We start from the raw sequence: 22,356 nt of genomic DNA on the forward strand, positions 1-22,356 counted from the left end.
TCCGCCCGCTACCGGCTCCCTCTCTCCGATCCTCTGCACCCCTCACGGCCCTGTCAAACGGTCGCGCGAGGGCCGCACCCGGCCCCGGCCCGCCCGGCGGATCAGAAGTCGCGGAGTCGGCCGAACGGCACGATCGCCGCCCAACCGCCCTTCTGGACCTGGTAGATGGAGGCGACCTGGTTGCGGGTGTCGCCGAACTCGTCGAAGGAGACGTCGCCGGTCACCCCGAAGAAGCTCACGTCCTGCAGCGCCTTGGAGACGGCCTTCCGCAGCTCCCCGCCGGTGAGGTTGGCGCCGTCGCTCTGCCGGGCCCGGCCGACCGCCTCGATCAGGGCCCAGGTGGAGTCGTAGGAGTACGGGCCGAACGGGCCGGGCTCCTCCTGGTGGCCGGCGGCCTTGTAGTTGTCGAGGAAGGTGAAGGCGGAGGCGAGGCCCTCCACCGAGATGCCGGGCTGGCTGGCGATGTCGCCGTTGGAGTTGGCGCCCGCGGCCTTCACGTACCCGTCGGTGTGCAGACCGTCGCCGCCCGCCACCGGGGCCTTCACGCCGGCGGCCTTGAGCTGGGCGGAGAGCGGACCGCCCTCGGGGTGCTCGCCGCCGTAGTAGACGATGTCGGGCTTGGCGGCGGCGATCTGGGCGACCAGCTTGGAGAAGTTGGTGGTGCCGGGCTCGATGGTGGCCCTCAGCACCACCTTGCCGCCGACCTCCTCGAAGGCGCCGGCGAACTCCGCGGCCAGGTTGGTGCCGTACGCCTTGGTGTCGCTGACCACCACGGCCTTGGCGGCGTTCAGCCGGCTGCGGGCGTACTTGGCGAGCAGCGGGCCCTGGACGGCGTCGGTGGTCACGGTGCGGAAGTAGGTGGCGTACTGGCGCTTCTTGCCGTTGGCCCGGTAGTCGGCGCCCCAGGTCAGCGCGGGTGAGGTGTTGGACGGGGAGATCTCGGCGAGGTTGGCCGCGGAGAGCACGGGGGCCATGGTGAGCGCGCCGGAGGAGGTGAGCGGGCCGATCACGCCGACGACCTTGGAGTCGGCCACGAAGGCCTCGCCGTTGGACTTGGCGATCTGCTCGTCGCCCTGGTCGTCCTTGGCGTCGAGGACGAAGCGCACGCCGGGCACGGTGTTCTTCTCGTTGGCCTTGGCGACGGCGAGTTCGGCCGAGTGCTTGATGCCCTGGCCGAGGTCGGCGAGTTTGCCGGTCAGCGGGGCGTCGAGGCCGATGGTGAGGGTGGTGGTCCCGGAGCCCAGTCCGGCGGAGGAGCAGCCGGACAGCAGCAGCACGCACGCCAGGCCCAGGAGGGGCAGGCGGCCGGCCACGGCTCTGGCAGGTCTCGCCGGGGCGGGTGCCTCGGTCGCCTCCGGGGCCTGGTCGGCCGGTCCGGGCAGCGGGAATCTGGTCAACGGTCCATCCCTTGCAGAGCGGGTCCCTCTGACGCGCCGGGCCGCTCCGGGTCGCAGCGGATCGGCGTACGGCGACAACCGCGGCCTCGCGCGGATTCGTGACAGGAGGGGAGGGTTGTCTGGACGGGCGGTCTTCGCTGAGTCCTGCCCGGGCGGAGCTGACGGACGCCGGGGTGGGCGGGGGCCGGCGGCGCCGGATCCCCGACCGACCGGAGGGTCGGCGTCCATGGGGTGGGACCCTAACCGCGTCGCGCGCGGAGCGTCAACGGATTCGTCCGGCCTCTTCGATGGTGGTGCGCAGGCGTTATGTGACCGTGCACGACCGTTCCCGGGTACGCCGGTTCGGGCCGGTCAGTGCCGGTCGGCGCCGGTACGAACGGGCCGGCACCGCCGCGGGGCGGGTCCGTGAAGCGGTCGAGGCCGCCTCCGCGGTGATGCGGAGGCGGCCTCGGGCCGGGTCGGTGCGCCGGGACGGGCCCCGGTGCGGTGGTCGGCGTGAACTCCCGCCCCGGGCAGGCGGTTCGGACTCCGGAGCGGCCCGTCCGGATTCCGGGTCGCCCGCCCGCCGCCCGACCGAAAGGGGTGCTCGGGTCAGCCGGCGGCGGGGGTGGCGGTGGCGGTGGCGAATCGGGCCGAGACGTCCTGCCAGTTGACCACGTCCCACAGTCGCTCGACGTAGTCCGGGCGGACGTTGCGGTACTGCAGGTAGTACGCGTGCTCCCAGGCGTCGAAGGCGAGCAGCGGGGCGGTGCCCTGGCCGACGTTGCCGTGGTGGTCGTAGACCTGCTCGACGATCAGGCGGCGGCCGAGCGGCTCCCAGGAGAGGATGCCCCACCCCGAGCCCTGGACGCCGACGGTGGCGGCGGTGAGCTGCTTCCGGAAGGTCTCGAAGCCGCCGAGGTGCTCCTCGATCGCGTCGGCGAGGGCGCCCTCGGGGCGGTCGCCGCCCTCCGGGGAGAGGTTCTGCCAGAACAGCGAGTGCAGGACGTGGCCGGACAGGTGGAAGGCCAGCGTCTTCTGCAGGCCGACCAGCCCGCCGAACTGCTCCTTGGCGCGGGCCTCGGCGAGCTGCTCGACGGTGTCGTTGGCGCCCTTCACGTAGGCGGCGTGGTGCTTGGAGTGGTGCAGCTCCAGGATCTCCGCGGACATGGCGCGCTCCAGCGCCGAGTAGTCGTACGGGAGGTCGGGAAGCGAGTAGGTGCCCATCGGGACGCGGACCCTTTCCGTCGTGGTGATCGTGGTGATCGTGACGGGACCACACTATTGCGCATGACTTGCAATAGACAAAGACTTGCTTCAGCATGAGCTGCGCGGGGCTGGTCGGTCAGCAGTGCTGGGCGCCCGCCCTTCCCGCCGACGATCGTCTTCCCAACCGGCGCCCGCCGGGACGCACGGCCGGCCCCGCCCACCTCCTGCCACGCCTCGGGGTTTCCGGGCCTTCCCGGCGCCACGCCCCGGCCCGCGCGGAATTCCCCGTCCGGCGCGATCCGCCGCACATTCGTCCACACGTCCACGAACCGCACATCCGTGCCGGTCGGAACGGTTCCCCGGCACCCCACCAAGCACTTCCCCCACCACCCGTCAGACGGCGTCACCGACGGGCGAATCGACGCCGGAACGAAGGCTTCCGCTCACCGGTTCGCGGGCACAGCAGACGTATGCGAATCGAATCCGGGGAGGAACAGTGCGGAACTGGTTCAACGGTCTGGCCTCGCTCTGGCGCGGCAGCGGCGGCGGGGCGGCTCAACTCGCGGCCGGGCGTGTGGTCTTCGAGGCGGCGTTCGACTCGCCGCAGCAGTGGGTGGCGGGGCGGTCAAGCGCCTACCCCGGGATGGGGCCCACCAACCGGGGCGACCACAAGCTCGACCACCTGACGCCCCGGTACTGTCCGGGCGGGAAGTTCACCGCCGTCCACCGCCCGGACGGGCTCTGGGACACCGACCTGCTGACCACCGAGAACAGCCCGGGCGGCTTCCAACTGCGCACCGGGGACGTCCTGCGGGCCCGGATCACCCTCCCCACCGGGGCGGGCGCCTGGCCGGCCATCTGGACCTGGCGGGACGGCGGCAACGAGATCGACGCCTTCGAGTACCACCCGGACCACCCGTCGCTGCTGGAGTTCTCCAACCACGTCCGCGGCGGCTACCGCTACTGGACCGACCCGACCGGCGCCGTCGCCCCGGGGGCCACCGTCAACCTGACCGTGGAGTTCGGCTCCCGCTCGGTCCGCTGGTCGGTCAACGGGACCCTGGCCCACGCGGACGGCCGAGGCGTCGGCCCCTTCTGGCACGCCTACCTGATCGTCAACCTCTCGGTCAGCGACGGCACGTACCACCCCAAGCCCACCGGCACCGACCCCCTCTCCTGGACCTGCCACTCCCTCACCGTCACCCGCCCCTGAAGGCCACCGGATCACCACCGCCAGGGGCTGGTCGAGGGCACACCTCCCTCCCGCCCCTGCCGCCCCCTCGGGAGAACAGGAAGCCCCGGCCGTCACCGCGCCGAGGCTCGCACCCGCCACCGTCTGCCCGAGGGACCGTCCCCACCGGCCCGCGCGCCACGTTGCCCGACGACCCGTACGGCCGCCAGTCTGACGCCATGACACCGCCCGCCGCCGCCCCGCACGTCCGCCTCCGCCGCGTCTACGACCCGCCCGAGCCGGCGGACGGCACCCGGGTCCTCGTCGACCGCCTCTGGCCCCGCGGCCTCACCAAGGCCGACGCCCGCATCGACGAGTGGCCCAAGCCGCTCGCCCCCTCCACCGACCTCCGCCGCTGGTACCACGGCCCCGAGGGCGACCCCGCCGAGTTCCGCACCCGCTACCTCGCCGAACTCACCCACCCCGACGCCGCCGAGGCCCTCGACACCCTCCGCACCCTCGCCCGCACCGGCACCCCCCTCACCCTCCTCACCGCCGCCAAGGACCCCACCACCAGCCACGCCGCCGTCCTCCACGACCTCCTGACGGGGTGACCTGCCCCCTCCGAGCCACCTCGAGGACGCCCACCGCGATCCACCGTCACGGCCGGACGGCGGTGCTCAGTGCTCCTCCTCCGGCGCGATCAGCAGCCGGGCGTAGTTGGCCATCGACCGCTGGTAGCGCGGCAGGTGCGGCGCGAGGGCGGCCACGGCCACCGAGACGGCCTCGCGTTCGCGGCCGGTGTCGGCCAGGGCCAGGGCCAGGGTGGCGCTCACGGCGTCGTCCAGGTGGTCCGAGCCGCGTTCGCGTTCCGCGCGGAGCAGGGCGACGCTCTGCTCGGCCTCGCCGAGGTTGCGCAGGGAGCTGGCCATCTGGATGACGGCCCGCCGGCGCCGCTCCCCCGGCAGTTCGCCCTTGAGCGCCTCCCGGTAGAGCGGGACGGCGAGGTCGCTGTACCCGGTGGAGTCGCGGGCGGCGGCCCGCTCGAACAGGGCGACCGGGTGGCCCTCGGGGAGTTCCGCGGTGAGCGCGTCCATCCGGGCGATGAACTCCTCCTCGGGCAGCTCGTCCAGCGAGCCCCACAGCTCCAGGTTGCGGCGCTCCCACGCCTCGTCGTACTCGGTTCGCGTCCGCTGCTCGTTCGGTCCGCTCATGACCGGCCCGCTCCTCTCCCCTGTGGTGCGCGCGGGCCCGTCGCCCGCGGCCGCCGCCGCGCCCCTCGCGCCGCGGCTCCGCCATCGTGGCCGCGCTGCTAGCCTCGCCGCGAGTGATTCGGCCATCCCCGAATCACCGTCCTCGGAGGACCATCTCCGCACTGTCGACAGGACCGCCAGGGAGGCCGCCATCCCCGTCACCCTCCGCTTCGGCCCGACCGACCTGCGCCGGTGCCGGTTCGCCCTCTCCCCGGCGTTCGAGACCCTTTCCGCCGTCCGGGTGGCCACCGGTCCGCAGCCGCCCGGCCACCACCGCCGCTGGCTGGAGGCGGTCCGGCCCCGGCTGCACGCCCTGGACCTGCGGCCGCTGACGCTGCTCCAGCCCCGCCGCGGCTACACCCCGGACTTCCTGGCCCCGCCGCCCGCCGGCCCGACGGACCGGTTCGAGGAGGACCTGGCCCGGATCGCGGCCACCGACCCCGCGCAGGCGCACGAGGAGATCCGGCGCTCCCTGGCCGACACCCCGGGCGCGTCCCGGACCGCCACCGGACGGCGGCTGCTGGGCGACCCCGCCGAGGTCCTGGCCCTGCTCACCCGGCTGGTCGCGGACTCCTGGGCGGTCCTGGTCGAGCCGTACTGGCCGCAGGTCCGGGCGCTGCTGGACGCCGACATCGGTCATCAGAGCCGCCGGCTGGCCGAGGGCGGCCTGGACCGGCTGTTCGCCGAACTGCACCCGACCGTGCGGTTCCAGGACAACCTGCTGACCCGGGAGCGCGGCGACGCCGAGCATCGCGACCTGGACGGCGAGGGGCTGGTGCTGATGCCCAGCGCGTTCAAGTGGGACCAGGTGATCGTGGTCCTCGACCGGCCCTGGCAGCCCACCCTGGTCTATCCGGCCCGCGGTCTGGGCAACCTCTGGCAGCCGGCCGGGGGCCACGGCGGCCGGGCGCTCGCCCGCCTGGTCGGCCGCACCCGGGCGACCCTGCTGCTCGGCATGACCGAACCCGCCACCACCACCGCCCTGGCCCACCGGTACGCGCTGGCGGCGGGCACGGTCTCCGAACACCTCGGCGTGCTGCGCGACTCCGGCCTCGTCCAGGGGGACCGCCACCGCCACGAGGTCCGCTACCACCGCACCCCCCTCGGCGACGCCCTCGCCGCCCGGGCCACCTGACGCCACGTCCGTCCGAACGAAGCCCGGGGAGCCCCGAGCCCGGCCGCCCCGATCATCCGCTCGTGTACTGTGAAACCCCACGCAGGACGCGACCCAGGAGGTGAGACCCATTACCGCAGTTGCAGGCCGGGTGCTCCCCCCGCGCGTCCCCGCCGCCGTCACGGCCTAGCCGGGCGCCGGGCGGGAGGTGCGGGGAGAGCACCGGATGTTCTCCGAAAGGCTCCCGTGCCCCTCTCCCTCTCCCCTTCCCTCCGCTCCGACCTCGTCTCCCGTCTCCGCGCCGCCGGCTGTGTGTTCGCCGAGGAGGAGGCGGGCCTGATCGCCGCGGCCGCCCGGACGCCCGCCGACCTCGCCGCCATGGTCGAGCGCCGCTCGGCCGGCTTCCCGCTGGAACAGGTCGTCGGCTTCGCCGAGTTCTGCGGTCTGCGGATCGCCGTCGAGCCCGGGGTGTTCGTGCCCCGGCGCCGTACCGAGTTCCTGGTCCGCGAGGCGGCGGCCGCTGCCCGGCCGGGGGCGGTGGTGGTGGACCTGTGCTGCGGCTCGGGTGCGGTGGGTGCCGCGCTGGCCGCGGCCCTCGGCCCGGTCGAACTGCACGCAGCCGACGTGGAAGCGGCCGCCGTCGCCTGCGCGGCCCGCAACGTGGCGCCGTACGGCGGCCGGGTGTACCGGGGCGACCTCTACGCGGCGCTGCCCCGGGCCCTGCGCGGGCGGGTCGACGTCCTGGTGGCCAACGCGCCGTACGTGCCCAGCGGCGAGATCGGCCTGCTGCCGCCGGAGGCCCGCGACCACGAGCCGCTGGTCGCCCTGGACGGCGGGGCGGACGGCCTGGACGTGCAGCGCCAGGTGGTCGCCTCCGCCCGGGAGTGGCTGGCGCCGGGCGGCCGGCTGCTGATCGAGACCAGCGGCCGGCAGGCCCCGGACACGGTCGCGGCCTTCACCCGGTACGGCCTGGAGCCCCGGGTCGCCGCCTGCCCCGACCTGGACGCCACCGTGGTGGTCGGCGGCCTCCCGGCGTAGCGCCCGGCGTGGCGCCCGCGTCCCCGACGCACCTGCGGAAATGTCCACGACAGGCCCGCCCGGCAGCCCCGTCCGGCCCTCGTCCGGCCCCCGTCCGGGCCCGGTTCGAACCGCGTCCGCACCACCACGATCTTTTCACTTCGGCGCCACACTCCCGCAGCGGCGCCGACGGGAGGCTGTGGTTTGTGAACGACGGTCGCGTCTTGGCCCGTGACGGGACCGTGATGTGGGCGGTATGAGCTTGTGATTAGTCACCCGAACTGTCTAGGCTCCTGCCAGCCCGCTGACGCGGGCCCCGTGCGCGGAACGCCGAGCCCTGTCCGCCGCGCCTCCGGGAATCCGACCAGACCTTGGACAGGGGTGGGGGACCCAAGTACGACGCCGTCTTCGACGGCTTGGGGTGAAGCCGCCCGCGCGGGCATCCGCGCCCCGGGCGGCCGGGCCACCTCCCGGTCCGAACCCGACAGCTCACCTCGCAGGCGTGCGGAGAGGGATCGTCGTGCTCTTCACGGGTTCGGGCCGCCACCGCCGCAAGACCCAGGCCGAGAAGGCCATCGCCGTCGCCGGGGTCACCGGGGTCGGCCTCGCGTTGCCGCTACTGGCGGTCTCCGGCGCCCACGCCGCGCCGGTACACACCTGGGACAAGGTCGCGGACTGCGCCAGCGGCGGGGACTGGACCCTCAACAAGGGGGACGGCTACTTCGGCGGCCTCCAGCTCACCACCAAGTCCTGGGAGTCCTACGGCGGCACCCAGTACGCGGCCCGCGCCGACCTGGCCACCAAGAGCCAGCAGATCGCGGTCGCCGAGCGGGTGCTCGCCGCCGAGGGTGCCGAGGCCTGGTCGGACTGCGGGCTGAAGGCCCACCTGACCCAGGGCGGTAAGCCGGGCGAGGAGGACACCAACGACCCGGCCACCGGCTCCGGTTCGCTCAAGGGAAACAAGGGCGTGGCCAGCGTCAACAGCGCCCCGGACGGCACCCCGCAGACCCCGGACAAGCCGGCCGTGCCGGTCTTCCCGGGCCAGGGCGGCTGGGACGCGAAGTCCGGCGTGTACTGGTACCTGGAGGACGGCCACTGGTACTGGACCAGCCACGAGGACATCTACCAGCAGCGCCTCGTCGAGCAGACCGCCGCCCAGGTCCCGCAGACCACCGCACCGACCGACGCCGCCACCGGCGACCCGGCCGCCACCACCGCGCCGGCCACCGCTCAGGCCCAGGCGTCCGCCGACGGCGCCGCGCCGCACGGCAAGGCGACCGGCCAGGACGGCGACTCCCAGGGCGCCGACGCCCAGGGGGCCGACAACCAGGACCACAGCGCCTCCGCGCTGTCGCACACTCCGGCCGGCCAGCCCGGCCCGCAGACCACCGCGCCCTCGCCGGTCCTGCCGGAGAGTGCCGCGCCGCAGAGCCAGGCCCCGCAGACCCCGGCCCCGCAGACCGCCGAGCAGCCGGCGGCCGCCCAGCCCGCCGCGGCCCAGCCGGCCGCCCCGCAGGCGTACACCGTGCACCACGGCGACACCCTGTCGGGCATCGCCGCCGACCAGAAGGTGCACGGCGGCTGGACCAAGCTGTACGAGCAGAACCAGCAGGTGGTGGGCCAGAACCCGGACCTGATCGTCCCGGGCCAGGTCCTCGACCTGGGCTGAGCCAACGTCACCCCGGCCGGGGCGGACGACGACGGAACGGAACCGTCGGCGACCGCCCCGGCCGTCGCACGTCCCGCCGCCGCCCCACCCGGTCCCGTCGCCGTGCGACCCGGCGCGGCCGGGGTCAGCGGGTGCTGACGCTGGCCCCGGTCGGTGCGCAGGTGGCGGGGTCGGCGTCGGTGTGGCCGGCCAGCCACAGGCCCGCGAGCAGGCCGCCGACGGCCAGCACCTTGTGCCGGTTACGCTTCCACCAGGACGGCGTACCGGCGGCCATGAAGCGCAGCTGGGTGTAGTCCGGGTGCTCGGTGGGCGGGGTGTCTCGGAAGAATCCCATGATCCGCTGAACCTCCTCTCCCCCTCGGGAAGTTCATGACCATACGCCCCACTGGCCCGTGATCGCCGGTATTTTCCCTCCGTTCACTCCCCCACCGGCGCGCGCGCCGCCGTTCACCCCACCGGCCTCAGTCCGCGCCGGAGGCCGCCTCCCGGCCCCGGTGGGCTGGGAGGCGGCCTCCACGGGCCGCGGGCGCCGGGCTAGGCGCGGCCGGCGGCCTTCTGGGTCCGGCGGGCCAGCGAGTCGATGACCACGGCGGCGAGCAGCACCGCACCGGTGATCATGAACTGGATGGCGTTGCTGAGACCCTCGATGTTCATGCCGGACTGGATCGAGCCGATCACCAGCGCGCCGAGCAGCGCCGACCACACCGAGCCGCGTCCGCCGAAGAGGCTGGTGCCCCCGATGACGGCCGCCGCGATGGCGTTCATCAGCAGGTTGCCGCCGCCGGAGGTCTGGCTGGCGGACTGGATCTGGCCGGCGTTGAACAGACCGCCGACGGCCGCCATGGTGGAACAGATCATGAAGACCGTGATCCGGATGAAGGCCACGTTGATACCGGCCCGGCGGGCGCCCTCGATGTTGCCGCCGAGGGCGAAGATCTCCCGGCCGTACGCGGTGCGGCGGAGCATGAACTCCAGTACCACGATGAAGATCAGGAAGATCAGGAGGGCCAGCGGCAGGCCCTTGTACTGGTTGAGCGTGTAGGCCACCACGAAGGCGACGATCGCCACCACCGCGGTGCGCAGCACGATGTCGGTGGTGGTGCGGAAGGGGACGCCGGCGGCGCGGCGGCGCCGGGTGTCCAGCAGGGCCGAGCCGAGGAACAGCAGGACACCGATCAGGGCGGCGCCGTAGGCGGCGATCTGCTGGCTGTAGATGGTGGTGTAGAGCTTGGAGACGATGTCGTTGCCGGGCAGGTTGACGGTGCCCGAGGTGCCCAGGATCTGCAGCATCAGGCCGTTCCAGCCGAGGTTGCCGGCGAGGGTGACGACGAAGGCGGGGACGCCGACCTTGGCGAAGAAGAAGCCCTGGATGAAGCCGACCGCGGCGCCGCCGACGAGGGCGGAGAGCAGGGCGACCCACTGGTTGACGCCGTTGGTGACGTTCATGACGGCGAAGATCGCGGCGCACAGGCCGGAGACCGAGCCGACCGACAGGTCGATCTCGCCGAGCAGCAGCACGAAGACCACGCCGATGGCGATCATGCCGGTGCCGACGATCTGCTGGGAGAGGTTGGAGAGGTTCTGCGCGGAGAGGAAGCTGCTGTTCAGGCTGCCGAAGACGGCCCAGATGACGATCAGGGCGAGGACCACGGGCAGGGAGCCGAGTTCGCCGCTGGTGATCCGGCGTCTGAACTCGCCGAGATAGCCCTTGACGCCCTCCTGCTGGACGATCAGCCGGGGGTCGACGGCCGGCGTGGCCGAGGCCGCGACCGGTACGGGGGCGTTGACGCCGCCCTTGGGCATGTTGTCCTCGGGGAGCGCGTGGCGGTGGTGCTCGCCGTTGCCGCCGGGGGTCTGGTCGGTCACGAGGTGCCCTCCGTCCCGCGGGCCTGACGGCGGGTCACGGCATTGTCCGTGGCGCCGGTGATGGCCGAGATGATCTCTTCCTGGTTGGTGTCGCTCTTGGCGAAGACGCCGTTGTTGCGGCCGAGCCGGAGCACCGCGACGGTGTCGGCGACGGCCATGACGTCGGCCATGTTGTGGCTGATGAGGATCACGCCGAGGCCCTGGTCCCGGAGGCGTTCGACCAGGTCGAGGACCTGGGCGGTCTGCTCCACGCCGAGGGCCGCGGTCGGCTCGTCGAGCATGACGACCTTGGGGCGGCCGATCAGCGCGCGGGCGATGGCGACGACCTGGCGCTGGCCGCCGGAGAGCGAGGCGATCGGGATGCGCACGCTGGGGATGCGGATCGACAGCGTGTCCAGCAGCTCGCGGGAGCGCTTCTCCATCCCGACCTCGTCGAGGACGGAGAAGCGCTTCAGCTCGCGGCCGAGGAAGAGGTTGCCGACCACGTCCAGGTTGTCGCAGAGCGCGAGGTCCTGGTACACGGTGGCGATGCCCAGGTGCTGGGCGTCCTGCGGCCGGTGGATGGTCACCGGCCGCCCGTCCCATTCGATGGTGCCCTCGTCGGGCTGGTGGACCCCGGCGATCGCCTTGACCAGGGTCGACTTCCCGGCGCCGTTGTCGCCGACCAGGGCGACCACCGAGCCGGAATGCACCTCCAACTCGATGTCGGTGAGCGCCTGCACGGCGCCGAACCGCTTGGAGACCCCGCGCAACGCAAGTACGGGTTCACCTGTCACAGCGACCAACTCCCTTGCCCGGCCCGCCTCCAGGCGGTCGGTTCGGCTCCGGCGGGGATTACTGCAGACCGGCCGCGGTGCAGGCGGCGGCGTAGTCCGGGGTGCAGATCTGCGGGACGGTGTAGAGACCGTCGGCGACCACGGTGGACTTGATGTTGTCCTTGGTGAGCACCACGGGGGTGATCAGGTTGGACGGCACCGAGGTCCCGCTACCGCTGGTGGAGGTGGTGGGGACGAGCTTGGGCTCCAGGTTCTTGCCCTGGGCCAGCTGGACGGCCATCGCGGCGGCCGCGTCGGCCTCGGGCTTGTACGGCTTGTAGATGGACATGGTCTGGGTGCCGGCGAGGATCCGCTGGACGGCGTCGAGCTGGGCGTCCTGGCCGGTGAGCGGCACGCTCAGGTTGGCGGCCTTGAGGGCGGTGGCGATACCGGCGGCCATGCCGTCGTTGGCCGAGTACGTGCCGACGACGTTCGGGGCACCGATGGCGGTGATGGCCGCCGCGGCCTCCTGGTTGGCGTTGTTCGGGTCCCAGTTGGGGGTGTCGTACTCCTTGCCGATCTTGAGCTTGCCGTCGATCGCGCTGTGCGCGCCGGCCTTGAACTCGGCGGCGTTGGGGTCGGTGGGAGAGCCGTTGATCATGATGATCTGGCCGGAGCCGGCCTTGTCGCCGACCGCCGCGACCAGGGCCTCGCCCTGCAGGCGTCCGACCTGGCGGTTGTCGAAGGAGACATAGGAGTCCACCGGGCCCTGGGCCAGGCGGTCGTAGGCGACCACCTTGACGCCCGCGTCGTGGGCCTTCTGCACGGAGGACTGGATCGACTTGGAGTCGACCGCGTCGAGGATCAGCACCTTGTCGCCCTTGGTGAGGGCGGTGTCGACCTGGGTCTGCTGGGTCGTGGCGTTCTCGTTGGCGTTGTAGTAGTCGATCTGGGCACCGGGGAGCAGCTCCTTGATCTTCGCCTCGATCAGCGGACGGTCGAACTGCTCGTACCGGGTCGTCTTGGTCTCCGGGAGGAGCAGACCGATCCTGACCGCGCCGGAGGCGGCACCGCTGCCGCTGCTGCCGGTGGACTGCTTCGCACTACCGCAGGCGGCCATGCCCAGTCCGAGCGTGAGCGCCACGGCGGTCACCGCGAGGTGGCGAAAACCGATGTTCATGGGATGCCTCTCCAGGTTGAATCCGCCCCCGTCACCGAGTGTGAGCACCGGCGGGCGAGTTCTCTAACCGGACTGGGCCGAACGGGTCGGCCGGTCCCCGGGGCGGCCCAGCGTGCAAGGCGTGTCGCGGGCGCGTCGGGGCCGCCGTGCCCGGCGGGGGCCTCGCGCGGGAGGTGGGGGGCGGGGGGGGTCCGCGGCCACCGGTGGCACCGGATCGCAACACGGCCGCCGCCGGGTCGGCCACCCGGGACGCCTGTCCCATAGGGCGGGGCTATGGGTCCATAACCGGGACGCGAGTACCGGTCGAGGGCGGCTCCAGGGAGGGTGGCTGACATGTCGACTCCGTCGCCCACCGGGTCTCCGGGCCCGCCTGAGGAAGGAATCCGCCGTATGTCCCGCTCCCTCAGGGTCGCCATCGTCGGAGCCGGCCCCGCCGGCGTCTACGCCGCCGACGCGCTGATGAAGTCCGAGGTCGCCGAGACGCCCGGGGTGTCCATCGACCTGTTCGAGAGGCTGCCCGCGCCCTTCGGTCTGATCCGCTACGGTGTCGCCCCCGACCATCCCCGGATCAAGGGGATCGTCACCGCTCTGCACCAGGTGCTGGACAAGCCGCAGGTCCGGCTGTTCGGCAACGTCGACTACCCGTCCGACCTGTCGCTCGACGACCTGCACCGGTTCTACGACGCGGTGGTCTTCTCCACCGGTGCCGACGCCGACCGCGACCTCGGCATACCCGGCATCGACCTGGAGGGCTCGTACGGCGCCGCCGACTTCGTCTCCTGGTACGACGGGCACCCGGACGTGCCCCGGACCTGGCCGCTGGAGGCCGAGAAGGTCGCCGTCCTCGGCGTGGGCAACGTCGCCCTGGACGTGGCCCGGATCCTCGCCAAGACCGCGGACGAGCTGCTGCCCACCGAGATCCCACCGAACGTCCACCGCGGCCTGGCCGCCAACCGGGCGGTGGAGGTGCACGTCTTCGGGCGGCGCGGGCCGGCCCAGGCCAAGTTCAGCCCGATGGAGCTGCGCGAGCTCGACCACTCCCCCGCCATCGAGGTCATCGTCGACCCCGAGGACATCGACTACGACGAGGGCAGCATCGCCACCCGGCGGGCCAACAAGCAGGCCGACATGGTCGCCTCGACGCTGGAGAACTGGGCGATCCGCGACCCCGGCACCCGCCCGCACCGGGTCTACCTGCACTTCTTCGAGTCCCCCGTGGAGGTGCTCGGCGAGGGGGGCCGGGTGGTGGGCCTGCGCACCGAGCGGACCGAACTCGACGGCAGCGGCGACACCACCGGCACCGGGCGGCTGCGCGACTGGGACGTGCAGGCGGTCTACCGGGCCGTCGGCTACCGCTCGGCCGAGCTGCCCAAGCTCCCGTTCGACCTGATCAGCGGGACCGTCCCGCACGAGGCCGGCCGGGTGCTGGAGGCGGGCACGCCGCTGCCGTCCACCTACGTCACCGGCTGGATCAAGCGCGGCCCGATCGGGCTGATCGGCCACACCAAGGGCGACGCCAACGAGACCGTCGCCTGCCTGGTGGAGGACTACCGGACCGGCCGCCTGCTCACCCCCCAGGATCCGCGCGAGGACGCGGTGGTCGCCCACCTGGAGAGCCGGAACGTCGACTACACCACCTGGGAGGGCTGGCAGCTGCTCGACGCGTACGAGCGCGGGCTCGGCGCGGCCGAGGGGCGCGAGCGGGTCAAGGTGGTCGAGCGGTCCGGGATGCTGCGCGCCTCGGACAGCGCCCTGAGCGGGACCGAGGGCGCCGCGGCCGCGGACCTCCGGGCGGCGGGATAACCGGATGCGGGGCGTGGGCGACGGCGGGCAGGATGGCCGCCGACGCCCACGAACTACCGCTGGAGGACCCCCGGATGACCCCCGACACCCTGGCCGGGCTGCTGGCCGAACCGCGTAGGCTCCGGGCCTTCGCCGCCCTGGCGCTCGGCGCCGACAGCCCCGCCGCGGTGGCCTCCGCCGCCGGGCTGTCCGCCCGGGACAGCCTCAGCGCGGTGGGCCGGCTGCGGGAGAGCGGCCTGGTCAGCGAGCTGGACGGCCGGCTCCGGCTGGAGCAGGAGCTGTTCCGGGCGCTCGCGAGAGGGGCCGCCCGGGCCGACGCCACCGCCGGGGACGGCGACCCCGCCCTGCGGGCCTTCGTCGACGGCGGCCGACTGACCGGGATGCCCGCCCAGAAGGGCCGCCGGCGCCTGCTGCTGGAGCACATCGCCGACCGCTCCTTCGAGCCGGCCACCGCCTACACCGAGCAGGAGGTCAACGAGCGGCTGCTGCCCTGGTGCCAGGGCGGCCCGGTGGACCACGTCGCCCTGCGCCGGTACCTGATCGTGGAGGCCCTGCTCACCCGCGACGGCGGCATCTACCGGCGGACCGCCTGACCCGCACGCGGGCCGCCCGCGTGGCTAGCCCACCTCGTACGCCCGGGTGACCCGGTCGAACCGGCCGGCCCGCAGGTCCTCCTCGGTGATCCAGAAGGACAGGTTCACCGCCTCGCCCCAGGCCGCGGCCGCCCCGCCCGACTCCAGCTGCAGCAGCGGCCGGCGCCCGGCCGGACGCTCGGTGCCCGAGTCGCACCAGCCCAGCACCCGCATCCGCGGCGCGGGCATCAGCTCGGAGAAGTCCCAGCTGAGGTCCATCGCCGCGAGGAAGTCGCCGGGGAGCAGCCGCTCCAGCTCCTCGTCCTGGTACGAGGGGGCCGACAGGGCGGGCCGGGCGGTCACCGGGGAGGGCGGGACGGCCTCCCGCCCGGGCGGCAGCGGCCGCTCCGGGGCGTCCGCCGAGACGTGCAGCACCCGGCAGCCGGCCCGGCCGTCCACCTCCCCGGGCGGCGGGCCGGACGCGGCGTCGGCGAAGCCGTCGTCGTGGAAGAAGAGCAGCAGGCCGCTCGCGGGCAGCGGCCACTCCCCCTGGCCGGCGAAGGCCGCGGCCAGCTCCGCGCAGTCCAGCCGGGCGAGCAGCTGCATCGGCACGCCGGCGGCGGACACCGGCCACGCCGTCCCCTCCGGGAGTCTCGGCAGCCCGCCCAGCCCGCTGCGGCCCGCCACCGCCTCCGCACACACCGCCAGGGCCAGCGAGGGACGGAACAGCGCCTCGATCGCCGGCGCCACCTCCTCCCCGGCCCGCACCCGGACCGCTTCCGAGACGACCACCGGCAACGGCTGACGACCGCTCTGAATTCCCATACCGTCATCATCCCATCGGGTACTGACAATTCGGGCGGGATCCAGCCAACCCCGGATGCCGCGGGACGGGGTCTCCCATTCGCCCGAGGACGTTCGCCTGTTCGAAAGATCCCTTTGGGCAGGTGCACGCCCCGCCCGGACACAACGGTGGCATGCGTGTCGCCATCGTCACCGAGTCCTTCCCGCCCGAGGTCAACGGCGTCGCCCACACCGTGCTGCGCACGGCGGAGCACCTCGCCCGCCGCGGCCACCCCCCCCGGTCGTCACCCCCGCCCCCGCCCGCGGCGCCGCCTGCCCGCCGCACTCCTTCGGCCCCACCGGCACCCCGATCCCGGTGGTCCGGATCCCCTCCGTCCCGCTCCCCGGCTACCCCCAGGTGCGGATCGCCCTGCCCAGCCGCCGGCTGGCCACCGCCATCGCCGACCACCGGCCCGATCTGGTGCACCTCGCCAGCCCGTTCGTGCTGGGCGCCCGCGCCGCGCGGGTCGCCGAGCGGCTCGACCTGCCCACCGTGGCGGTGTACCAGACCGACCTGGCCGGCTACGCCCAGGCGTACCGGCTCGGCCGCGGTCCGGCCGCCGCCACGGCCTGGCACCGGATCCGGGCGGTGCACGCCTCCGCCGCCCGCACCCTCGCGCCCTCCACCCCCGCCGCGCAGGACCTGGCCGCGCACGGCGTGCCCCGGGTCCGGCTCTGGCCCCGCGGGGTGGACTCGGTCCGCTTCCACCCCGGCCACCGGGACGCCGCGCTGCACCGCACCCTCGCCCCGCACGGCGAGGTGCTGGTCGGGTACGTCGGCCGGCTGGCCCCGGAGAAGCGGGTGGACCTGCTGGCCGGGGTCTCCGAACTGCCCGGGGTCCGCCTGGTCGTCATCGGCGACGGGCCGAGCGCGCCCGCACTCCGGGCGGCGATGCCCCGCGCGGTCTTCCTCGGCCGCCGCACCGGCTCCGAACTGGCCCGCTGCTTCGCCACCCTGGACCTCTTCGTGCACACCGGCCCGTTGGAGACCTTCTGCCAGACCATCCAGGAGGCGATGGCCAGCGGCGTCCCGGTGGTCGCCCCGGCCGTCGGCGGCCCGCTGGACCTGGTGGCCCACCACCGCGCCGGACTGCTGGTCGCGCCCCGCAACGCGGCCGCGGTGACCACCGCCGTCGCCGAGCTCGCCGCCGACCCCGACCGGCGCGCCGCCTACGGGCGGGCCGGGCGGGCCGAGGTCACCACCCGCACCTGGGAGGCGGTCGGCGACCTGCTGCTGACCCACTACGCCGAGGTGCTCGCCGCCTTCCGCGGCCTCCCCGTGCCGGCCGCGGAAGCCGTGGCCACGGAAGCCGTGGACACCGTCCGGCCGGGCGGCCTGCCCGCCGTTCCCCAGGAGCTGCCGGCATGACCGGGCCGCTGCGGATCGTCCGGCTGGCCAACTTCGTCAGCCCGGTCTCGGGCGGCCTGCGGACGGCCCTGCACCACCTGGGCGCCGGCTACCGGGCCGCCGGGCACCTGCCGGTCCTGGTGGTGCCCGGGCGGCGGCGCTCCGACGAGTGGACGCCCCAGGGCCGGGTGATCACGCTGCCCGGGCGGGTGCTGCCGGGCAGCGGCGGTTACCGGGTGCTGACCGGCCGGCGGGCCCTCGCCCGGACCCTCGCCGAGCTGGCACCCGACCGCCTGGAGGTCTCCGACCGCACCACCCTGCGCTGGACCGGTGCGTGGGCCCGGCGGCACGGCGTGCCCTCGGTGATGGTCTCGCACGAGAGCGCGGACGGGCTGCTCGGCGCCCGGGGCCTGCCCTCAGGTCTCGCCCACGGGCTCGCGGACCGGCTCAACTCCCGTACGGCGCGGGCCTATGACACGGTGGTGTGCACCACCGAGTGGGCGGCCGCGGAGTTCCGGCGGATCGGCGCCGGCAACCTGGTGCAGGCGCCGCTGGGCGTGGACCTGGAGCAGATGCGGCCGGACCGGGCGGATCCCGCCGTCCGGGCGCGCCTGGCCGAACCCGGGCAGGTGCTGGTGGTGATGTGCTCGCGGCTGTCCGCCGAGAAGCGGCCCGAGCGGGCGATCGAGGCGCTGGGCCGGCTGCGCCGCCGGCACCGGGTCCCGGCCGTGCTGGCCGTGGCCGGCGAGGGCCCGCTGCGCCGCCGCCTGGAGCGCCGGGCACGCGAACTCCGGCTCCCGGTAAGGTTCCTGGGCCACCTCGCGGACCGTACCGAGCTGGCCGCGCTGCTGGCGAGCGCGGACGCGGCGATCGCCCCCGGGCCGGTGGAGACCTTCGGGCTGGCCGCCCTGGAGGCGCTGGCCTGCGGGACGCCGGTGGCGGTCAGCGGGTCCTCGGCGCTGCCGCGGATCGTCGGACCGGCCGGCACCGCCGCCGCACAGGACACCGCCGACGGGTTCGCCGACGCCCTGGGGCGGCTGCTGGAGCGCCCGGAGGCGGACCGGCGGGCGCTGGCCCGGGCGCGGGCCGAGCTGTTCGGCTGGGAGACCGCGGTCGCCTCCTTCCTCGCCGCGCACAAGGCCGCCGCCGAACGGGCGGAGGGGAGGCGTCCGTGACCCTGCGCTTCGCGGCCCTCGGCGACTCGCTGACCGAGGGCATCGGCGACCCCGTCCCCGGCGGCTGGCGCGGCTGGGCCGCCCTGCTCGCCCCCGCCCTGTCCGAGGGCCCGGTGGACTTCCACAACCTCGCCGCCAGCGGCACCCTCGCCGAGGATCCGACGGAACGTCAACTCCCGTACGCCGTGGCGGTCCGACCGCATCTGGCAGCGGTCCTGGGCGGCGGGAACGACACCCTGCGCACCGGCTTCGCCGTCGAGCGGACCGCCGAACGGCTGGACGCCGTGCTGCGGGCGCTCTCCGGCCAGGGTGCCGTGCTGCTGACCGCCTGCCTGCCCGATCCGGGACGGCTGCTGGGGCTGCCCGCACCCCTGGCCGTCCCGCTCGCCCGCCGGATGCGGTCCGTCAACACGGCCGTGCACACGCTCACCACCCGCTACCGGGCGGTCCACCTGCACCTGGCCGAACTCCCCTGGCAGGACGACCGGAAGCTGCTCGGCGCGGACCGGCTGCACCCCAGCGCGCTCGGCCACCACCTGATCGCCCGCGGGTTCCACGCCCGACTGGCCGCCGCCGGGCACCCGGTCGGCCCGGCCCCCGCCGCCGTACCGGGCACCCCGCCACCCGGCCTCGCCGCCGACCTGCGCTGGCTGGCCACCCAGGGCACCCGCTGGGTCGCCGCCCGGTCCACCGATCTGCTGCCGGGGCTGCTGGCGCTCGCCGCCACCGAGTGCCGCCACCGGCTGCGCGGCACCGGCCACCGCCTGGACGCCAACGCCGAACGGGCCACCACCGAGGCGCTGGCCCGCCTGCCCGTACCGCTGGTGCCCGCTCCCCGGCCGTGGGACGGATCCGGCCGCGACCAGCCCGCGCCGCGCGGCTACTGGCTCGGGCGGAGCCGGAACGGTCCGGCCGCGCCGGGGCCGAACAGCACCGGGTAGCCGTCGACGACCGTGATCCACACCGGCTGGTAGGAGTACTGCGCGAGGAAGGTGGCCACCTTCAGCAGTAGCCCGCGCCGGTCCTCGTCGGTGTCCGGGACGTCCTCCAGCATGATCGTCGCCGTCGGCTCGGTGCCCCGCGACATCGATTCCGCCCGGACCCAGTCGCTGCCGAGCAGCACCTCCACGTGCACATGTCCCATGCCGCCCATGGTGCCGTGCGCGGCGGCCACCCGCACGATCCCGCGCCGTCCACGGCGTGGTCACGGGCCCGGGGATCAGCGGGGACGCTGCTGCTCGACGTGGGAGAGCATCTGCTTCAGCAGCCCGTTGAGGGTGTCCCGGTCGGCCTCGCCGAGCGGCTCGACCATGGCCGCCTCGGCGGCGCCCTGAATCTCCATGGCGGCGAGCCAGCGGGCCCGGCCGAGGTCGGTGAGCTCGACATCGACCCGGCGGCGGTCCGCCGCCCCGCGCAGCCGGCGCACCAGTCCGGCGCCCTCCAGGGTGTCCAGCCGGCCGGTCATGCCCGCCGGGGAGATCAGCAGCTCGGCCGCCAGCTCGGAGGGGGTGGCCCGCCACGGCTCACCGCGGGAGGCGAGCCGGTGCAACGTGTCGAACTCGAACACCTGCAGCCCGACCTCGGCCAGCGCGAGGTGCTTCGCCTGCTTGACGTGCCGGGTGAGCAGCTGGATCCGCGTGATGATCCCCTCCACCCGGTCGTCGAACGGCGCCTTGTGACGCCAGCGGGCGAGATGACGGTCGACCGAGTCCTCCATCCCGCCATTGTGCTACGCCGTCGAGTATTTAGTTGACGAAAGATCGGGCAGCGAAATAATCTCCGGCCTCATGATCCCCTCACCCCGGCGGTCCCCCGCACCCCTGCTGCGCCCGTCCCCCGTCCTGCGCCTGCTGGTCGGCCGTTCGCTGGCCGCGCTCGCCACCGCCCTCATCCCCACCACCCTGACCCTGGCCGTCATCCGCTCCGGCTCGGCCGGGGACCTCGGCCTGGTCCTCTCCAGCGAGCTGGTGCCGATGCTCCTGCTGCTGCCGGTGGCCGGGGTCGCCGCGGACCGCCTCGTCCCGCACCGACTGCTCCTGACGGCGGACCTGGTCCGGGCGGCCGGACAGCTCGGAATCGCCGCGGAGTTGCTGTTCGGCCCGGGCCGGATCGCCGTCCTCGCGGCCCTCGCCGCCGTCACCGGCACGGCCGTCGCCTTCGGCGCCCCGGCCGTCCGCACCCTCGTCGCGGCCACCGTCCCCGGGGACCAGCGCCTGCAACTCAACTCCCGGATCGGCGTGGCCCAGGGGCTCGCCCAGATCGCCGGCCCGGCCGCCGCCGGAGGCCTGATGCTCGCGGTCGGCGCCGGCTGGTCCTCCCTGCTGACCGCCGTCCTCTACGCCGTCGCGGCCGCCAGCCTGATCGGTCTGCGGCCGAACCGGGACACCGCGCCGGCCACCGGCGACCGCGCCACCTTCACCACGGAACTCCGCGCGGGCTGGGCGGAGACCCGCCGGCACCCCTGGTTCCTCGCCAACGTCCTCGGCCACGGCGTCTGGCACCTGGGCGCGGGTGTCCTCCTCACCCTCGGACCGCTGATCGCCCACGACCGGCTGGGCGGCGACGGCGCCTGGGTGGTGATCGCCCAGGTCGGCAGCATCGGCCTGGTGGCCGGCCTCTGGGCCGCGGGACGACTGCCGATCCGCCGCCCGCTGGTCGGCGTCGCCGTCGGCGCCGCGGCGTACGGACTGCCGCTGGCCGCCCTCGGGTTCACCCTGCCGACGGCGGTGGTGACGGCGGCCTACTGCCTGGGGATGATCGGGCTCGGCGTCCTCAGCCCGCTCTGGGAGACCACGCTGCAGAACCGCATCCCGCACGAGGCACTCGGCCGGGTCGGCGCGTTCGACTCCCTGATCTCCTTCGCCAGCCGCCCCCTGGGGCTCGCGGTGGCCGCCCCCATCGCCTCGATCGTCGGCACGGCGGCCCCCCTGCTCGTCATGGCCGCAGCGGTGACGGCGGCCAACCTCGCCATCCTCCTCCTCCCCGACGTCCGCACCCCCACCCCCACCGAACCCACCCCGACCCCTGCCACCACCCCCGCCTGACCACCCACTACCGGGGCGCGTGGGGGCACCACCCCAGGGGCGCGTGGGGGCACCTCCCAGCCGGCAAGGCGGGGGGAGAACTGCGCGAAACGGAGGGCACAGCGCCGTACTCGCCCTCACCACGAGTCACCTGCACTGCCGCGGCCGAATGCAGGCGGCCTCCCGGACTCGCGCAGTTCCCCGCGCCCCTCAATTCAGCCTTCCCGACTACAACAGCCGTCAGGTGGCTTCCCACAGGCCCGCGAAGAGGTCGTCCAAGCGGTCGTCGCCGACCGGGGGTTCGGGGAGGGGGTGGGTGGCGGCGGTGCGGAAGCCGTCCAGGAGGAGGGCGAGGTAGCGGCGCCACAGGCCCGGGCGGAGGTCGGATGCGGCGGGGACGGCCCGGCAGAGCGGTCCCAGCATGAACAGCAGGTCCATCGCGCCCACGTCCCGCCGCATCGCCCCCTGCTCCTGCGCCCGCTCCACCAGCACCCCCACCGTCTCCGCGTTCCGCCGGCTCATCTCGGCGAGCGCCGGCACGGTCGGGATGGCCATCGTCACCAGGTCGTTGAACCCCCGGTTGCTCTCGACGAGTTCGAAGATCCGCCGGAAGTACCGCTCGATCGCCGCCCAGGCGTCCGCCTCCGACTCCGCCAGCGCCTCCTGCCCCGCCTCCACGAGTACCTGGCCGGCCGCCGCGAACACCTCGCCGACGAGGTCCTCGCGGGTCGGGAAGTGGCGGTACAGGGTGGCGTTGCCGACGCCCGCCGTGCGGGCGATGACGTCGAGCGGGGTGTCCAGGCCGTGTTCGGCGAAGAGTTCGGCGGCGGCCGCGATCAGGGCCTCGCGATTGCGCTGTGCGTCCCGCCGGAGGGGGGCCGGCCGTCGTGCACCGTCATCCATGGGCTCACCTTAACAACCCGGGAGCGACCCGAAACGGGGACTGATCCCCGCTACTGCTACGCTGCTGGCGGCGATCCGG

21 protein-coding genes, 1 pseudogene and 1 riboswitch are annotated in these 22,356 nt (G+C 74.3%); of the genes and pseudogenes, 11 read left to right on the forward strand and 11 right to left on the reverse strand.

The window, feature by feature from the left end; translation table 11 throughout:
* Nucleotides 1-101: 101 nt before the first annotated feature.
* Together ABWK59_RS06850 and ABWK59_RS06855 are read right to left on the reverse strand one after the other, a co-directional pair.
* Complete coding sequence (locus ABWK59_RS06850; RefSeq protein ID WP_354638748.1) at nucleotides 102-1,397, reverse strand: branched-chain amino acid ABC transporter substrate-binding protein; 1,296 nt, start codon at nucleotides 1,395-1,397, stop codon at nucleotides 102-104.
* A 591-nt stretch (nucleotides 1,398-1,988) separates the two neighbouring features.
* The gene (locus tag ABWK59_RS06855) at nucleotides 1,989-2,603 is read right to left on the reverse strand and encodes a superoxide dismutase (RefSeq protein WP_354638750.1); all 615 of its coding nucleotides are present in this window, start codon (nucleotides 2,601-2,603) and stop codon (nucleotides 1,989-1,991) included.
* 478 nt (nucleotides 2,604-3,081) lie between these two features.
* Here ABWK59_RS06855 and ABWK59_RS06860 point away from each other — a divergent pair, with 478 nt between their 5' ends.
* Together ABWK59_RS06860 and ABWK59_RS06865 are read left to right on the forward strand one after the other, a co-directional pair.
* A complete protein-coding gene (locus ABWK59_RS06860) occupies nucleotides 3,082-3,798 on the forward strand; it encodes a beta-glucanase (RefSeq protein WP_420492736.1) in 717 nt (238 codons plus the stop codon).
* Between the two features lie 197 nt (nucleotides 3,799-3,995).
* A complete protein-coding gene (locus ABWK59_RS06865) occupies nucleotides 3,996-4,370 on the forward strand; it encodes a DUF488 domain-containing protein (RefSeq protein ID WP_354638751.1) in 375 nt (124 codons plus the stop codon).
* Nucleotides 4,371-4,436: 66 nt separating this feature from the next.
* On the opposite strand, the gene ABWK59_RS06870 is transcribed toward ABWK59_RS06865, so the two are convergent.
* Nucleotides 4,437-4,970 (reverse strand): tetratricopeptide repeat protein, encoded by a 534-nt coding sequence (locus ABWK59_RS06870; protein WP_354638753.1) that lies wholly within the window; start codon nucleotides 4,968-4,970, stop codon nucleotides 4,437-4,439.
* Between ABWK59_RS06870 and ABWK59_RS06875 the strand changes: the two genes are divergently transcribed.
* The 3 genes from ABWK59_RS06875 to ABWK59_RS06885 all read left to right on the forward strand — a co-directional run bounded on the left by ABWK59_RS06875 (nucleotide 4,969) and on the right by ABWK59_RS06885 (nucleotide 8,809).
* Nucleotides 4,969-6,144, forward strand: coding sequence for a DUF5937 family protein (locus ABWK59_RS06875; RefSeq protein ID WP_354638755.1), 1,176 nt, complete (start codon nucleotides 4,969-4,971; stop codon nucleotides 6,142-6,144). The two genes, ABWK59_RS06870 and ABWK59_RS06875, sit on opposite strands and share 2 nt — an antisense overlap.
* Before the next feature lie 225 nt (nucleotides 6,145-6,369).
* Nucleotides 6,370-7,161 (forward strand): putative protein N(5)-glutamine methyltransferase, encoded by a 792-nt coding sequence (locus ABWK59_RS06880; RefSeq protein WP_354638757.1) that lies wholly within the window; start codon nucleotides 6,370-6,372, stop codon nucleotides 7,159-7,161.
* Between the two features lie 330 nt (nucleotides 7,162-7,491).
* Nucleotides 7,492-7,659: riboswitch (cyclic di-AMP (ydaO/yuaA leader) on the forward strand.
* The gene (locus ABWK59_RS06885) at nucleotides 7,643-8,809 is read left to right on the forward strand and encodes a LysM peptidoglycan-binding domain-containing protein (protein ID WP_354638759.1); all 1,167 of its coding nucleotides are present in this window, start codon (nucleotides 7,643-7,645) and stop codon (nucleotides 8,807-8,809) included. Its footprint overlaps the riboswitch before it by 17 nt.
* Nucleotides 8,810-8,933: 124 nt before the next feature.
* Here ABWK59_RS06885 and ABWK59_RS06890 read toward each other — a convergent pair whose 3' ends face one another.
* From ABWK59_RS06890 to ABWK59_RS06905, 4 genes are all read right to left on the reverse strand, one after another.
* The gene (locus tag ABWK59_RS06890) at nucleotides 8,934-9,143 is read right to left on the reverse strand and encodes a hypothetical protein (protein WP_354638761.1); all 210 of its coding nucleotides are present in this window, start codon (nucleotides 9,141-9,143) and stop codon (nucleotides 8,934-8,936) included.
* A 200-nt stretch (nucleotides 9,144-9,343) separates the two neighbouring features.
* Nucleotides 9,344-10,612 (reverse strand): sugar ABC transporter permease, encoded by a 1,269-nt coding sequence (locus ABWK59_RS06895; RefSeq protein ID WP_354644847.1) that lies wholly within the window; start codon nucleotides 10,610-10,612, stop codon nucleotides 9,344-9,346.
* Between the two features lie 59 nt (nucleotides 10,613-10,671).
* Nucleotides 10,672-11,451, reverse strand: a complete 780-nt coding sequence (locus tag ABWK59_RS06900; RefSeq protein ID WP_420492737.1) for an ATP-binding cassette domain-containing protein — start codon at nucleotides 11,449-11,451, stop codon at nucleotides 10,672-10,674.
* 58 nt (nucleotides 11,452-11,509) lie between these two features.
* Nucleotides 11,510-12,610, reverse strand: coding sequence for a sugar ABC transporter substrate-binding protein (locus tag ABWK59_RS06905; protein ID WP_354638765.1), 1,101 nt, complete (start codon nucleotides 12,608-12,610; stop codon nucleotides 11,510-11,512).
* 390 nt (nucleotides 12,611-13,000) lie between these two features.
* Here ABWK59_RS06905 and ABWK59_RS06910 point away from each other — a divergent pair, with 390 nt between their 5' ends.
* Both ABWK59_RS06910 and ABWK59_RS06915 read left to right on the forward strand, forming a co-directional pair.
* Nucleotides 13,001-14,413, forward strand: coding sequence for an FAD-dependent oxidoreductase (locus ABWK59_RS06910; RefSeq protein ID WP_354638767.1), 1,413 nt, complete (start codon nucleotides 13,001-13,003; stop codon nucleotides 14,411-14,413).
* Nucleotides 14,414-14,487: 74 nt separating this feature from the next.
* Nucleotides 14,488-15,006, forward strand: a complete 519-nt coding sequence (locus ABWK59_RS06915) for a DUF2087 domain-containing protein (protein WP_354638768.1) — start codon at nucleotides 14,488-14,490, stop codon at nucleotides 15,004-15,006.
* 24 nt (nucleotides 15,007-15,030) lie between these two features.
* Here the strand turns inward: ABWK59_RS06915 and ABWK59_RS06920 are convergent, their stop codons facing one another.
* A complete protein-coding gene (locus tag ABWK59_RS06920) occupies nucleotides 15,031-15,810 on the reverse strand; it encodes a YwqG family protein (protein WP_354638770.1) in 780 nt (259 codons plus the stop codon).
* Between the two features lie 152 nt (nucleotides 15,811-15,962).
* On the opposite strand from ABWK59_RS06920, the pseudogene ABWK59_RS06925 reads away from it, so the two are divergent.
* The 3 genes and pseudogenes from ABWK59_RS06925 to ABWK59_RS06935 all read left to right on the forward strand — a co-directional run bounded on the left by ABWK59_RS06925 (nucleotide 15,963) and on the right by ABWK59_RS06935 (nucleotide 19,292).
* Nucleotides 15,963-17,197 (forward strand): annotated as a pseudogene (locus ABWK59_RS06925) (glycosyltransferase family 4 protein).
* Nucleotides 17,194-18,351 (forward strand): glycosyltransferase, encoded by a 1,158-nt coding sequence (locus ABWK59_RS06930; RefSeq protein WP_354638772.1) that lies wholly within the window; start codon nucleotides 17,194-17,196, stop codon nucleotides 18,349-18,351. Before ABWK59_RS06925 ends, ABWK59_RS06930 begins: the two are co-directional and overlap by 4 nt.
* Nucleotides 18,348-19,292 (forward strand): SGNH/GDSL hydrolase family protein, encoded by a 945-nt coding sequence (locus ABWK59_RS06935; protein WP_354638774.1) that lies wholly within the window; start codon nucleotides 18,348-18,350, stop codon nucleotides 19,290-19,292. Before ABWK59_RS06930 ends, ABWK59_RS06935 begins: the two co-directional genes overlap by 4 nt.
* Here ABWK59_RS06935 and ABWK59_RS06940 read toward each other — a convergent pair.
* Together ABWK59_RS06940 and ABWK59_RS06945 are read right to left on the reverse strand one after the other, a co-directional pair.
* Nucleotides 19,232-19,525, reverse strand: coding sequence for a hypothetical protein (locus ABWK59_RS06940; RefSeq protein WP_354638776.1), 294 nt, complete (start codon nucleotides 19,523-19,525; stop codon nucleotides 19,232-19,234). The two genes, ABWK59_RS06935 and ABWK59_RS06940, sit on opposite strands and share 61 nt — an antisense overlap.
* 45 nt (nucleotides 19,526-19,570) lie before the next feature.
* Nucleotides 19,571-20,068, reverse strand: coding sequence for a MarR family winged helix-turn-helix transcriptional regulator (locus ABWK59_RS06945; RefSeq protein ID WP_354638777.1), 498 nt, complete (start codon nucleotides 20,066-20,068; stop codon nucleotides 19,571-19,573).
* A gap of 70 nt (nucleotides 20,069-20,138) precedes the next feature.
* Between ABWK59_RS06945 and ABWK59_RS06950 the strand changes: the two genes are divergently transcribed.
* A complete protein-coding gene (locus tag ABWK59_RS06950; RefSeq protein ID WP_354638779.1) occupies nucleotides 20,139-21,395 on the forward strand; it encodes an MFS transporter in 1,257 nt (418 codons plus the stop codon).
* A 219-nt stretch (nucleotides 21,396-21,614) separates the two neighbouring features.
* Here ABWK59_RS06950 and ABWK59_RS06955 read toward each other — a convergent pair whose 3' ends face one another.
* Nucleotides 21,615-22,277, reverse strand: a complete 663-nt coding sequence (locus ABWK59_RS06955) for a TetR/AcrR family transcriptional regulator (protein ID WP_354638780.1) — start codon at nucleotides 22,275-22,277, stop codon at nucleotides 21,615-21,617.
* Nucleotides 22,278-22,356 lie beyond the last annotated feature (79 nt).

The organism is Kitasatospora sp. HUAS MG31, assembly GCF_040571325.1.
GTDB classification, from domain to species: Bacteria; Actinomycetota; Actinomycetes; order Streptomycetales; family Streptomycetaceae; genus Kitasatospora; species Kitasatospora camelliae.